This is a genomic window from Dyella sp. 05T440, from assembly GCF_056395965.1.
On record NZ_JBFTKN010000006.1, the window covers coordinates 51,559 to 65,109 of the forward strand.

Below are 13,551 nucleotides of genomic sequence, written 5' to 3' on the forward strand. Positions count from 1 at the left end.
GCCCTTCGTTTTTTTAGGCAGCCTTGAGCAGCCCTTCCGCCTGCAGCGCCGACTGCACCTTCGGACGCGACGCCACACGCTGCTGGAAGGCGACGATCGCCGGGAAGTCCGACAGATCCAGCTTCACGTGCTGTGCCCAGTTCGTCACGGTGAACAGATACGCATCAGCCGCGGTGAACTGATCGCCGATCAGCCAGTCGTGCTTGGACAGGCGTTGTTCCAGGAAGGCATAGCGCTTGCGCAGATAGGCCTGGCGCTCGTCGCGCACGGCGTCCGGCGTGTCGGGCTTGAACAACGGCGAGTAGCTCTTGTGCAACTCGGAGTTGATGTAACCCAGCATTTCCTGCAAGCGATAACGGGCGGTGGTGCCATGGGCGGGCGCCAGGCCGGTCTCGGGCTTCAGATCCGCCAGGTACTGCACGATGGCCGGTCCCTCGGTCAGCAACTCACCGCTTTCCAACTGCAACGCCGGCACATAGCCCTTGGGGTTGATCTGCAGGAAGTCTTCGCCGCTCGCGGTGCGCTTGGCCTTGTTGTCGACCTTGATCAGTTCCACAGGAATACCCGCTTCCAGGGCAACGATATGCGGCGACAGCGAACAGGCGCCAGCGGCGTAGTAGAGCTTCATGGTGGTTCTCCTTGAGGGGACGGGATCAACGCGATCCGGGTTCGCGAAGGCCACCGATGCTAGCCATCATGGTTACTGTTGGATACCACCTAACCGCCGGTAACCTCTAAAATCCGGTAACCGCCGAGTTACCGAAGCCCCCCAAGGAGCACCCCATGGGTCTGCCGCTACGCAAGAGCAAAGTCTGCCCAGCACCCACCTGCCCTCTCAGTGAAGTGCTGGGCCTGCTGCGCGGCGCCTGGGCGCCCAACGTGATCTGGCAACTCAGCGGCGAACCACGTCGCTTCGGTGAGTTGCGCCACGACATGCCGAAAATCTCCGCACGTGTGTTGAGTGCGCGTTTGCGCGAACTGGAAACGCGAGGGCTGGTGACGCGGCGCGTGCTCGATTCGTCGCCGCCATCCGCGGAGTACTCCCTGACGACGCTGGGGCGCGAGTTGCTACCGGCCATCGATGCGTTGGCGAATGTGGGGAGGAAGTTGATTGAGGAGTGGGAGATGCATCAGCGGAAGGCGGCGGTGCGCTGAAGCCATTACCTTCGCCCGCTGAGCGCCTGTGGCGCCTTAGAACAGAGGCGCGTCATCCCGCCTCTCCGTGGGGCGGCTATCTCCTGTGGGAGCGCACCCTGTGCGCGACAGCCACGCCTGGGTGTATCGCTCCGTCGGCTCGTCGCGCACAGGGTGCGCTCCCACAGATTTCTGCCCACGCCCAAGGCTGCGGGCAGACGAACACATCTTCACTCCACCTCGTCCGACCCTTCGTTGACACCCTCGAACAGGAAGGTCGACAAGTAGCGCTCGCCGGTATCGGGCAACATCGCCAACAACACCGTCCCCTCCGGCGCATCCTTCGCCACCTGCAGGGCCGCAGCCAGCGTGGCGCCCGAGGAAATGCCGACGAAAATGCCTTCCTTCTGCGCCAGATCGCGCGCCGTATCGCGTGCCAACACATCGTCGACAGGAAGGATTTGGTCGGCGACCTCGCGATTGAGCACCGCAGGCACGAAATCCGGCGTCCAGCCCTGGATCTTGTGCGGCTGCCATTCCTTGCCCGACAGCAGCGCGGCACCGACCGGCTCGCTGGCGATGATCTTCACTTCCGGGCGCGCCACCTTCAGCACCTCGCCCACACCGGTGAGGGTGCCGCCGGTGCCCCAGCCGGTGACGAAGTAATCCAGCCGCTTGCCGGCGAAATCGCGCAGGATTTCCGGGGCCGTGGTGTTGCGGTGATAGGCGGGATTGGCCGGGTTGTCGAACTGACCGGCCAGGAACCAGCCGTGCTTGTCGGCCAGCTCCTTGGCCTTGCGCACCATGCCGCTGCCACGTTCCGCCGCGGGCGTCAGCAGCAGCTTGGCGCCATAGGCGCGCATCAGCTTGCGCCGCTCGACCGAAAAGGAATCGGACATCACCGCCACGAACGGATAGCCGCGCGCCGCGCACACGGCCGCCAGCGCCACGCCGGTATTACCTGACGTGGCTTCCACCACCGTCTGACCGGGCTTGAGCACGCCGCGTTGCTCGGCGTCGATGATGATGGCGTAAGCAAGACGATCCTTGACCGAACCGGCCGGATTGAATGCCTCCACCTTGGCGTACAGCGTCACGTGCTTGGGCGCCAGACGGTGAATGCGCACGATCGGCGTGTTGCCAATGGTGTCGAGGATGCTGTCGTAGATCATGAAGTGACTCCGGTACGCGGCATGGATGAAGGTGGCACGAGGCGCGATGGTGCACCCGTCAAGGGAAAGGTTGTGTCAAGCCGCGACCGCCTTCGACGAGTGCGGCAGCGGCGGCGCGAGGCTACCCAGCGGCCGGCTGCCGTACCATGACAGCGAGGTGGCGAGGCTGGCCACCTCGCCGATGATGAGCAGCGCCGGCGACCGTACACCGTATCGCCCCGCCTGCTCCGCCAGGTTGGCCAGCGTGCCGACGATCACCCGTTGTTCCGCTCGCGTGCCGTTTTCCACCAGGGCGAACGGCGTGCTCGCTGCGCGGCCGTGCTCGACCAGCTGCTGCGCGATCAGGTCCAGCTCGCCGGTACCCATGTAGACCGCGAGCGTCTGCCGCTCCTGTGCCAGCGCCGGCCAATCGAGCGTATCGATGGACTGCTGGCAGTGCGCCGTCACCAGCCGCACGGACTGCGCATGATCGCGATGCGTCAGCGGCACGCCGGCGTAGGCGGCACACGCCAGGGCCGCCGTGATACCTGGCACCACCTCATAGGCAATGCCGTGGCGGCGCAGGAATTCCAGCTCCTCGCCACCGCGACCGAATACGAATGGATCGCCGCCCTTCAGGCGCACCACACGGCGACCTGCAGCGGCATGTTCCAGCATCAGGGCGTGGATCTGCTCCTGCGTGGTGTGATGGTTGCCCGCCTGCTTGGCCACTTCGATGCGCTCGGCGTCGCGGCGCGCCAGGCCTAACACCTCCACGCTGACCAGGCGGTCATGCAGGATCACATCCGCCTCGTTCAATGCACGCAACCCACGCAACGTGAGCAGGCCGGGATCACCGGGGCCGGCGCCAAGCAAGACCACCGAACCGACAGGCCTGGCTTCGGTCGCATCGAGCAAACGCTCGGTCGAGGCTTCGGCCAGCCCCCATTGGCCTCGACGCAGCAGGCTTTGCACGGGCCCGCTCAACAGACGCTCGTAGAAACGACGACGCAACGCGATATCCGGCAGTCTCGCGCGGATGCGGTGACGCATCCGCGCCAACAAGGTGGCAACGGAGCCGACCACCGGATCGATCAACACTTCAAGCCGTTCGCGCAGCAACCGCGCGAGCATCGGCGCGTGTCCACCGCTGGAAATCGCAATCGTCACCGGCGCGCGGTCGATCACGGCCGGCACGTGGAAGCTCGATTGCTGCGCGTCGTCGACGACATTGACGAAAATCCGTCGGGACTCGGCCAGGGCAGCGATATGCCGATGGAGCTCGGCATCCGGAGTGGCGGCGATCACCAGCCATGCCTGGTCAAGCCAGCCATCCTCGAAACGGCCACGCACCCATCGCACCCGCCCATCGTTGGCCAAACCGAGCAGCGCAGGCGTGAGGTCGGGCGCCCCCACCGTGACCTGCGCGCCGGCCTCCAGCAATGCGGCGACCTTGCCCTCACCCACCACGCCGCCGCCCACCACCAGGACCTGGCGGCCGGACAGATCGGCGAACAATGGGTAAAGCTTCATCGAACCTCAGGCTCCATGAGATGCACGGCTGGAGCACCCAAGCTAGGCACGCGCAGATGGCCGTACAAATGATTTCTGCGGCGCCAGACATGACGGCCCGTTATAAGGCGATCGGATCTACCGGCACGACGAAGTATTGACGCAACGCAGCAACCGCTGTATAGACGTCTAATTGTGACCGCCCCGTTACGGTAATCATGGACCATCATCGCCATTGGCTGAAAACCGCCCCGACCGCCTGCCAGTGCAGCGCATCGGCGGATGAGCACGCGCGATGTATCCGCAGCGCGACACCGAGTCCCTACTCTCTCGATTGCCTGTGGAACCCCAACCATGACGCTGACCCAATTACGCTATCTCGTCGCCATCGCTGATGCCGGCCTGAACATCACCCTCGCGGCCGAGCGGGTGCATGCCACCCAGCCCGGCCTGAGCAAGTTGTTGCGCCAGCTGGAAGACGAGCTCGGCTTCCAGCTGTTCCACCGCAAGGGCCGCAGCCTGCACGCCATCACGCACGCCGGCACGCACGTGCTGGAACGTGCCCGCACCATCCTGGCGGAAGCGGCCAATATCCGTTCCATCGCGGCCAACCTGCGCAACGAATCGCGTGGCACGCTGCGCATCGCCACCACACATACGCAAGCTCGCTTCGCGCTGCCTTCGGCCGTGGCGGTGCTCAGTCGCAGCTATCCGCAGGTGAGCGTGCACTTGCAGCCGGTGAACGATTCGGACGTGATCTCCTTGCTCGAGGTCGGCCAGGTCGATCTCGCCATCGTCAGCACGGCCGCCGGCGGGCCGCCACCGAACGGCATCGCCCTGCCCGCCTACCGCTGGAACCGCAGCATCGTCGTGCCCAATGGCCATCCCCTGGCGCGACAAAAGCAGGCGCCCACGCTGGAACAGCTCGCTGCCCATCCGCTGATCAGTTACGACTCTTCATTGAAGCCCGAATCCTCATTGACCCGCGCCTTCCAAAGCGCCGGGCTCGATCCGCAGATCGTCATGACCGCCAGCGATGCCGACCTGATCAAGACCTACGTGCGCGAGGGATTGGGCATCGGCGTGCTGGCCGAAATGGCCTATCAGCCGGAACACGACACCGACCTGTGCGAACTGGGCGCGGACCAGCTGTTTGCCGCGTGCACGACGTGGATCGTCTTGCGCCGTGAGAGTGTGCTGCGCGAATACACGCTCGATTTCATCAGTGTGTTTGCGCCGCACCTGGAGCGTCGTGCGGTGAGTCGCGCGCTTGCTTCCGGGGGCACGGGGACCTCGCATTGGGCGGGGGTGCCGCATTGGCGGGAGCGGAAGGCGGCGCACAAAGCGACGGAGACGCTGGTCGAGGCGCAGTAATACGTAGATGTTGTTGGGCCACAAAAGAACAACCATGGCCCCGGCTGCGGGTGAATAGGTGCGGAGCGCTCCTTGTGGGAGAGCACCCTGTGCGCGACCAGCCTACGGAGCAGTGCACCCCAGCGCTGCGGTCGCGCACAAGTGCGCTCCTACAAAAGAACAACCACGGCCCCAGCTGCGGGTGAATAGTTGCGGATCGCTCCTTGTGGGAGCGCACCCTGTGCGCGACAAGCCTACGGAGCAGTACACCCAGGCGTGGCTGTCGCGCACAGGGTGCGCTCCCACAGACAAACCAAAGGGCGCTGCCACGCCTAACTGCGCAACAACCCCCGCTGCTCCAGCAGCGCCACAATATGCCCCGCCAGCACCAGCGGCTGCGACGCGCTCCCGTCAATCCGCAACTCAGGCTGCACGGGCTCCTCATAGGGATCACTGATCCCCGTGAAATGCGTGATCGCCCCGGCGCGCGCCTGCGCATACAAACCCTTGCGGTCGCGCGCTTCGCAAACATCCAATGACGTCGCCACATGGATTTCGATGAAATCGCCGTGCGCTTCCACCAGGGAGCGCGCTTCGGCACGTGCATCCGCATAGGGCGCAATCGGCGCGCAAACCGCCACGCCGCCGTGGCGTACGATCTCGCTGGCCACATAGCCGATACGCGTCACATTGGCATTGCGATCCTCGCGCGAGAAACCCAGGCCGCGGGACAGATGCTTTCGTACCTCGTCGCCATCCAGCACGGTGACCGCGCGAGCCGTGCGTTCCAGCAACTGCGCGACTACCGCCTGCGCAATGGTCGACTTGCCGGCACCGGATAGGCCGGTGAAGAACAAGGCGAAGCCCCGAGACGCCTGCACGGGATGGCGCTCGCGCAGGATCTTCACCACGTCGGGGAAGGAGAACCATGCGGGAATATCGCTGCCATCCTGCAGGTGGCGACGCAGCTGCGTGCCCGAGATATCACGGACTTCGTCGCCGGGCTGGACCTCATTGGAGGGCATATAGGCGTCGCGGTTGGCCACATACACCATCGCGGGGAACGGCACGATGCGGATGCCGAGTTCGTCCTGGTGACGCTCCAGCAGATGTTGTGCGTCGAAGGGACCGTAGAACGGTTTGCCAGCGGAGTCGTTGCCAGGCCCCGCATGATCGCGCCCCACGATGAAATGGCTCGCCCCATAGTTCTTGCGGATGATCGCGTGCCACAGCGCCTCGCGGGGACCGCCCATGCGCATCGCCAGTGGCAGCAGCGAAAGCCGCGCGCTGTTCACCGGGTACTGCGGCAGCAAAGCCTGGTAGCAGCGCACGCGAGTGTAGTGATCGACGTCGCCGGGCTTGGTGCGCCCCACCGATGGCTGCAGCAGGAGTTTCGCACCCACTTGCTGGGCAGCGCGCAGGGTCAGTTCACGATGCGCGCGATGCATGGGGTTGCGCGTCTGGAACGCCACGATGCGATGCCAGCCCTGCGAAGTGAACCATGCTCGCAGACTGCGCGGTGTATCGCGCAGCGCAGCGAAGTCGTAGTGCGACGGTGACTGGATGCCGCGCACGCGTCCACCCAGATTCACCGGGCGATACCGATCCAGCAGGTCAGCCACACCGGGATGCCCGCGATCCAGCGTGCCGAACACGTGTTGTGCTTCGTGCTCGCGATCCGGGCGATAGATGTCTTCCACCTCGAGCACCGCGATGGGGACGCCTTCCACGTCGCGCAGGGCGACCTCGCTGCCTACGTTCAGGCGTTCGGCGAACGCCTCGCTCACATCCAGCGTGATGGGTATCGGCCACAATGTGCCGTCGGCCAGGCGGTATTCGGCAACCACCCGATCGTAGTCGCGCTGCGAGAGGAAACCTTCCAGGGGGGAGAACGCGCCATTGAGCAGCAGCTCCAAATCGCACAACTGGCGCGTATTGAGATCGATCGCCGGCAGGCCCGCGCTGCGCTGCTTGAGCACGGCGGCCTCTTCCGCCTGCAGATACAACTCCTTCAGCACGCCGCCGTGAGGCGCGATCAGCGAAACGGGGGCGTCGTCGAGCAGCGCAGCTTGGGGCTGCGCAAGGGCACTCTGGCTCATGGTGTCGTTCTTCTTCGGTCGGGGCGAAAACCGGCGGCGTGCGCCGGGGCGGTTCTTAGGGTGTTCGGTCAGGCCAGGCCGTGAAGCCCGCATTCGCGCTTCAGGCCAAAGAAACGGGTGGCATCCAGCTCGGAGCCAGGCTCCCAGCGGTGCGTGGTATGTACGTCGCCAATGGAGATGTAGCCCTGCTCCCACAATGGGTGGTACGGCAGGCCGTGCTTGCGCAAGTACAGGCCCACGTCGCGATCGGTCCAGTCCGCGATGGGATGGAATTTCCAGCGGTTGTCGCGACGCTCGGCATAGGGAATGGCAGCGCGCGTGCGTGCCTGGCTGCGACGCAATCCCGCGAACCACGAACCCGCTTGGAGTTCGCTCAGCGCTCGCTGCATCGGTCTCACCTTGCGCAGCTGGTTATAGCGATCGATGCCCGCCACGCCCTGCTCCCACAAGCGCCCTTCCCGCGCTTCGAGCCAGGCAGCACTTTCCGCCGCGCTGTACACCTTGACGTTAAGCCCGAGTCGCTCGCGCAGCTCGTCGATAAAGCGATACGTCTCGGGAAACAGATAACCGGTGTCGATCAGCACGATCGGAAGATCCGGCCGCTGCCGCGTCAACAGGTGCAGCGACACCGCCGCCTGCGCGCCGAAGCTCGACGACAGCACATGCGTACCCGGTGCATGGGCCAGTGCCCAGATCACGCGCTGCTCCGCCTGCAGACCGCCCAGCCACACATTCAATTCATCGAGAGCGCGCTCATCGTGCTGCGCATCCTCGAGCAGGGCCTGCTTCATGCCACCACCTCGAGAGGGATCTGCCGTGTCGATGCGGCGATCACGCCGCTGCGCAGCAGGAAATCACCGAAGCCCTCATCGACCACCCGCTCATCCGCGTAACGTGCGAACAGCGGCGACAGTGCATCGAGGATCGCCGGCTCGTCGACGTTCTCCCGATAGACCTGGTTGAGTCGCTGGCCACGAAAATCCGCGCCCAGTCGCAGGTCGTAGCGGCCCGGTCCGCGCCCGACCAAGGCAATCTCGCCCAGATACGGGCGAGAGCAGCCGTTGGGGCAACCGGAGAGTCGCAGCAGGATGGGCGCGTCGCGCAGACCGAAGGACTCCAGCAGTGCTTCCAGCCTGGGCAGGATATCGGGCAGATACCGTTCGCTTTCCGCCATCGCCAGGCCGCAGGTGGGCAGCGCCACGCAGGCCACGGCATGACGGCGGACACCGCTGTCGGTGCGATAACCATCCAGCCCATGCGCCGCGACGATCGCGTCGATGCGCGCACGCTGATCCGTACTCACGTTGGCGACAATCACGTTCTGGTTGCAGGTGAGGCGAAAATCGCCCTCGTGGATCTTCGCCAGCTCGCGCAATCCGCTGAGCCAGCGACGCTCGCCCACATCCGCAAGCCGACCCGATTCGATCTGCAGGGTCAGATGCCAGCGCCCGTCCTCGCCTTCGATCCAGCCGTAGCGATCGCCGTTGTGGTCGAAGCGATATTCGCGTTCGGCTTCCAGCGCAAAGCCAACGCGACGTTCCAGTTCCGCTTTGAAAACATCTACCCCGCGATGATCGAGCGTGTATTTCAGGCGTGCATGCTTGCGCTCGCTGCGGTTGCCCCAGTCGCGCTGCACCGTCACGATGGCTTCGGACACGGCGAGCAGGCGTTCCGGCGGCACGAAGCCGATGATGCTTCCCAACCTCGGATACGTGCTCGGATCACCATGGGTCGCGCCCATGCCGCCGCCGATGGCGACATTGAAGCCCTTCAGTTCGCCCTGCTCGATGATCGCGATCAGACCCAGATCCTGCGCGAAGACATCGACATCGTTGAGCGGCGGGACAGCCAGGCCGATCTTGAATTTGCGTGGCAGATAAGTGCGGCCGTACAGCGGCTCTTCGTTTTCCGGCTCATCGACCAGCGGTTCACCGTCGAGCCAGATCTCGTGATAGGCGCGTGTACGCGGCGACAGTTCTTCGGAGAGTCGCGTCGCCCACGCATAGGCGAGCGCGTGGGCGCTCGATTCCACCGGATTGGCGGTGCTCACCACATTGCGCACGACATCACCGCAAGCGGCGATCGTGGTCGCCAAGGCGTCGTGGATGGCGGCAATGGTGGGCTTGAGCTTGTGCTTGATGATGCCGTGCCATTGAAACGTCTGGCGCGTGGTGATGCGTAACGTGCCGTTGGCGTAGTCGCGCGCAAGACGATCGAACACCAGCCATTGCGTGGGCGTGACCACGCCGGACGGCAGCCGTGCGCGCAGCATGAAAGAGAACGCTGGCTCGAGCTTCTGCTTGCGGCGTTCCTCGCGCAGGTCGCGATCGTCCTGCTGATAGCTGCCATGAAACTTCAGCAACTTGTTGTCATCGTCGCTGATCGCGTTGGTGACCGGATCGCGCAGGCCTTCGACGATGCCGCCGCGCAATTGGCGGCTGGCAGCCTTGATGCGTTCGAAATCGGAGAGCGGTGTCGTCATATCAGTACACGTCGCGGGCGTAGCGGCCCTGCTGGAGTAAACCGGACAGCCATTCCTTCGCCTGTTCGTGCGATTGGCCGCCGTGCGTCACCGCCACGTCGATCAAGGCGGCATGAACGTCCTTGGCCATATGGTTGGCGTCGCCACACACGTAGATGTGGGCGCCCTCCTGCAGCCACGCATAGAGATCACGGCCCTGTTCACGGACGCGCTGCTGCACGTAGACCTTGGCGTCACTGTCGCGCGAGAACGCCAGGTCGAGCCGATCCAGTGAGCCATCGCGCAGCGCTGCCTGCCATTCGGTCTGATAGAGGAATTCGCTGGTGAAGTGACGGTTGCCGAAGAACAGCCAGTGGCGTCCACGCGCAGCCGTTTCGCGGCGCTCCTGCACGAAGGCGCGAAACGGCGCCACGCCCGTGCCCGGGCCGATCATGATCACGTCGCGGCTATCGTCCTTGGGCAGGCGGAAGCGCTCGTTCTCTTCGATGAAGATCGGCACGCGGCGTTCGTCGGTCGAAGCGGCAAGGAAGGAAGACGCCGCGCCCCAGCGTTGTTCGCCATGTGCCTGGTAATCGATCACGGCCACGGTCAGATGCACTTCGTCGCCGACCGCTTTCTGGCTGGAAGCAATCGAATACAGGCGCGGCGTCTGCGGACGCAGTGCGGCCACCAGTTCGTCCGCTGACCAACCCTCGGGATGGCGACGCCAGAGGTCGATCGGTTGTTCCTCCGCCAGCAGCGCGGCCAGGCGTGAGGATTGATCGGGGCGCAGCAGCCCCGCCAGTTCCTGATCGCCACTCACATCGGCCACCGCGGCGATCACCGGCCGACTCAGGCGCGTGAGCTCGCGCTCGTGCGTCAGCCACTGACGTAATGGCAACTCCCGACCGTCGTGGAACACCGCTCGCTCGCCGTCGAGCTTGAGCAGGTTCAGCCATCGATCGACCAGCGCAGGTGGGTTCTGCGGCCACACGCCCACGGCGTCGCCGGGCTCGTAACGCAGGCCCGATCCTTCGAGCGACAACTCCACATGACGTACGTCCCGGCCGGCGTCGCGCGCCACGATCGGCTGGTTGCCGAGGACCGGCGCGGCAAACGGACGATCCCGATGATGACTGGCGCGCGAAGGCACCGGTTGCAGCGTCGCTAGCCGTGCCGCCGGCTGGGTTGTACCAAGCGCCTGCCTGGCCTGTTCGAGCGTGCGCTCCGTCCATGGCACCGCGACCGCGTCGACGTCCACGTCCGCTTCGCCCAGCGGCGCCAGACGCGAGGCACCGAGTTCGGCAAAACGCTGATCGAGCTGCTGACCGATGGCGCAGAATTGCGGATAGCTCGAATCGCCCAGCCCCAGCACCGCGTAACGCAGGCCGGGCAACTTGGGCGCGCGCTTGCCCAGGATGAATTCCACCAGGCCGCGGGCATCGTCCGGCGGCTCGGCGTCGCCCTGGGTGCTGATCACCACGACCAGATGCGTTTCCCTGGCCAGATCGCGCTGGGCGTAGCCGTCGGCCCGCACCAGGCGCACCGCCAGCCCGGCAGCTTCCGCACGGGCGCTGAGTTGGGTGGCGATGCGCTTGGCCTGTCCGGTCTGGCTGCCGTACAGAATGGTCAGCCGCTCGCCAACGGCTTTGGCCGCCTGCAACGGCACGATGCCTCGCTGCAGCTGGTCGGCGCGAGCCGCGCTCCAGGCCGCGACCCAGTAGAGCTCGGCGGGACTCAGCCCCTCGGCCAGGCGCTCCAGTGCCGATAACTTGTCGCCATCGATGGAGCCCATACCGGCTTGCGTTGCGACGACCGCGTTCACTGTCCACCTTTGGACGTCCAGACACCTGGACACTCAAACTAGTCATCACCTCTTGTCATGTGAAAGGACGTGTTGGCATAACCATATGTCCGTCGGCTCATTTCCGGCAGGCAGGCCGCCCTGACCGACCCGCCGTGGCTTTTCCCCTGACGACGATCAACGGGACCGTCATCGCCTTCGCTTAGAATGGGCAGATGACCAAGTCCCCCGCCCTCCCCATCGAAGTCCGCGGCAGCGCCAAGCAGCCGCTGGGCATGAGTCCCGCCCAGTTCCTGCGCGATTACTGGCAGAAGCGCCCGTTGCTGATCCGCCAGGCCTTCCCCGGTTTCGTCTCGCCGATCGAGCCGAACGACCTCGCCGGCCTGGCGATGGAAGAGACGGCGCTGTCGCGCCTGATCATCCACGACGAAGGCCGTGATCGCTGGAAGGTCAAGACCGGTCCCCTGACCGAGAAGGACTTCGCCAGCACGCCCGACAAGAACTGGACCCTGCTGGTGCAGGACGTGGACAAATGGGACGCTGACGTCGCCGCGCTGCTGGAAGACTTCAACTTCCTGCCCAGCTGGCGCCTGGACGACATCATGATTTCCTACGCCGAGCCCGGCGGCGGCGTCGGCCCCCACGTGGACCAGTACGACGTGTTCCTGCTGCAGGGCCTGGGCCAGCGCCATTGGGCGATCGACACCAACCCCGAAGCTCCCAAGGATTTCCGCCCGGACGTGGAACTGAAGCAGCTCCAGGTCTTCGAGCCAGACCACGAGTGGCTGCTCGAACCGGGCGACATGTTGTATCTGCCGCCGGGCGTGCCGCACGACGGCATCGCGTTCGGGGGACCGTGCCTGACCATCTCGGTCGGCATGCGTGCGCCGTCGCAGGCCGAGCTGACCGGCGACCTCGCCGACTATCTGGCCGAACGCCTGCCGGATGAGCTGCGCTACACCGATCCCGACCTGACCCCGGCCAAGGCCGTCGGCGAAATCGACCGCGCCGCGCTCGCACGCCTCAAGCAGGCCCTGCCGTTTGCCGCAGCGCTGGACGACGCCACGCTCACCGACTGGTTCGGCCGCTTCATCACCCGCTACCGCAGCGCCCAGCAGCCGGTGCCGCCGGAAAAGGAACTGACCGAAGCCGCCCTGCGCAAGCAACTGGACGCAGGCGCCGCCCTGCTGCGCCACCCCTGGGCACGCATGGCCTGGGCGCGCGCCAAGCGAGGCGCCATGCTGTTCGTCAACGGGCATGCCTACCCGACGTCGGTGGATGTGGCCGAACGCCTGTGTGCCGAGCGCGAACTCACCCCGGGCACCAAGGTGCCGGAAGCCGAGCTCGCCTTGCTGCTCACCCTGGTCAACGACGGCCACTTGGTCGCCCACAAGCCGCGCCGCCGATGAGCGAGCGGGACGCCCACGACGATGCACCGAACGCGGGCGAAGGGCCGGCCTCGCCGCCCCTGCCCGTGCGCGATCGCACCGAACTGGCCGATGCCCGCCTTCGTCTGCTGACTGCAGCCCGGCGACGGATCGCCATCTACCAGCCGGTCCTGAGCGACGATGTCTATGGCGGCGTCGCCGAGCTGGCCGAGCTTCGGCGCCTCGCCACCTCCGGCCGCGGCGCCGAAATCCGGCTGATCCTGCATGCGCCGGAGGACGCACTGCGCGACAACCATCGGCTGGTGGCCCTGGCCCAGCGCCTGTCCAGCATCGTGCTGGTGCGCACGCCGCTGGAAGAAGTCGACTTGGCCTACGCCTCGTCTTACCTGCTCACGGATCAGGGCGGCTATCTGTTCCTTCCCGATGCCCGCCGCGCCGACGGCCGCGCCGCGCTTGCCGATCGCGCCGCGCAAGCGCCGCTGCTGCAGCACTTCAACGAAGTGTGGGAGCGCTCGGCACGCGCCACCGCCTGGCTGCCGCTCGATCTGTAACTGAACGGAAGCCTCCCGTCGCGCCGGGCGATGACATCGGCGCCAAACGCGCTTTCAACGATGCAAATCCGCGCTCTACGACGATCGTCGGTACCCGA

The 13,551-nt window shown here is 65.5% G+C and carries 11 protein-coding genes; 4 read left to right on the forward strand and 7 right to left on the reverse strand.

Annotated features, from left to right (window positions below; all coding sequences use genetic code 11):
- Positions 1-13: 13 nt before the first annotated feature.
- Entirely contained in the window at positions 14-628 is a 615-nt protein-coding gene (gene gstA, locus AC1DE1_RS09555; RefSeq protein ID WP_477175956.1) for a glutathione transferase GstA, read from the reverse strand.
- A 155-nt stretch (positions 629-783) separates the two neighbouring features.
- Here gstA and AC1DE1_RS09560 point away from each other — a divergent pair, with 155 nt between their 5' ends.
- On the forward strand, positions 784-1,155 hold the full coding sequence (locus AC1DE1_RS09560) for a winged helix-turn-helix transcriptional regulator (RefSeq protein WP_477175957.1): 372 nt from the start codon (positions 784-786) through the stop codon (positions 1,153-1,155).
- A 209-nt stretch (positions 1,156-1,364) separates the two neighbouring features.
- On the opposite strand, the gene cysK is transcribed toward AC1DE1_RS09560, so the two are convergent.
- Positions 1,365-2,306, reverse strand: coding sequence for a cysteine synthase A (gene cysK, locus AC1DE1_RS09565; RefSeq protein ID WP_441604099.1), 942 nt, complete (start codon positions 2,304-2,306; stop codon positions 1,365-1,367).
- A gap of 75 nt (positions 2,307-2,381) precedes the next feature.
- Positions 2,382-3,818, reverse strand: coding sequence for a siroheme synthase CysG (cysG, locus tag AC1DE1_RS09570; protein WP_477175958.1), 1,437 nt, complete (start codon positions 3,816-3,818; stop codon positions 2,382-2,384).
- 333 nt (positions 3,819-4,151) lie between these two features.
- Here cysG and AC1DE1_RS09575 point away from each other — a divergent pair, with 333 nt between their 5' ends.
- The gene (locus AC1DE1_RS09575) at positions 4,152-5,171 is read left to right on the forward strand and encodes a LysR substrate-binding domain-containing protein (protein ID WP_477175959.1); all 1,020 of its coding nucleotides are present in this window, start codon (positions 4,152-4,154) and stop codon (positions 5,169-5,171) included.
- Between the two features lie 311 nt (positions 5,172-5,482).
- On the opposite strand, the gene AC1DE1_RS09580 is transcribed toward AC1DE1_RS09575, so the two are convergent.
- From AC1DE1_RS09580 to AC1DE1_RS09595, 4 genes are all read right to left on the reverse strand, one after another.
- Positions 5,483-7,249, reverse strand: coding sequence for a bifunctional sulfate adenylyltransferase/adenylylsulfate kinase (locus AC1DE1_RS09580; RefSeq protein ID WP_477175960.1), 1,767 nt, complete (start codon positions 7,247-7,249; stop codon positions 5,483-5,485).
- A 68-nt stretch (positions 7,250-7,317) separates the two neighbouring features.
- The gene (locus AC1DE1_RS09585) at positions 7,318-8,040 is read right to left on the reverse strand and encodes a phosphoadenylyl-sulfate reductase (protein ID WP_477175961.1); all 723 of its coding nucleotides are present in this window, start codon (positions 8,038-8,040) and stop codon (positions 7,318-7,320) included.
- The gene (cysI, locus tag AC1DE1_RS09590; protein WP_477175962.1) at positions 8,037-9,731 is read right to left on the reverse strand and encodes an assimilatory sulfite reductase (NADPH) hemoprotein subunit; all 1,695 of its coding nucleotides are present in this window, start codon (positions 9,729-9,731) and stop codon (positions 8,037-8,039) included. The genes AC1DE1_RS09585 and cysI overlap by 4 nt, the downstream gene beginning before the upstream one ends.
- Position 9,732: 1 nt before the next feature.
- On the reverse strand, positions 9,733-11,505 hold the full coding sequence (locus tag AC1DE1_RS09595; RefSeq protein WP_477175963.1) for an assimilatory sulfite reductase (NADPH) flavoprotein subunit: 1,773 nt from the start codon (positions 11,503-11,505) through the stop codon (positions 9,733-9,735).
- A 224-nt stretch (positions 11,506-11,729) separates the two neighbouring features.
- On the opposite strand from AC1DE1_RS09595, the gene AC1DE1_RS09600 reads away from it, so the two are divergent.
- Both AC1DE1_RS09600 and AC1DE1_RS09605 read left to right on the forward strand, forming a co-directional pair.
- A complete protein-coding gene (locus AC1DE1_RS09600; protein ID WP_477175964.1) occupies positions 11,730-12,923 on the forward strand; it encodes a JmjC domain-containing protein in 1,194 nt (397 codons plus the stop codon).
- The gene (locus tag AC1DE1_RS09605; RefSeq protein ID WP_477175965.1) at positions 12,920-13,453 is read left to right on the forward strand and encodes a DUF7931 domain-containing protein; all 534 of its coding nucleotides are present in this window, start codon (positions 12,920-12,922) and stop codon (positions 13,451-13,453) included. The genes AC1DE1_RS09600 and AC1DE1_RS09605 overlap by 4 nt, the downstream gene beginning before the upstream one ends.
- The last annotated feature ends 98 nt before the right edge of the window (positions 13,454-13,551 follow it).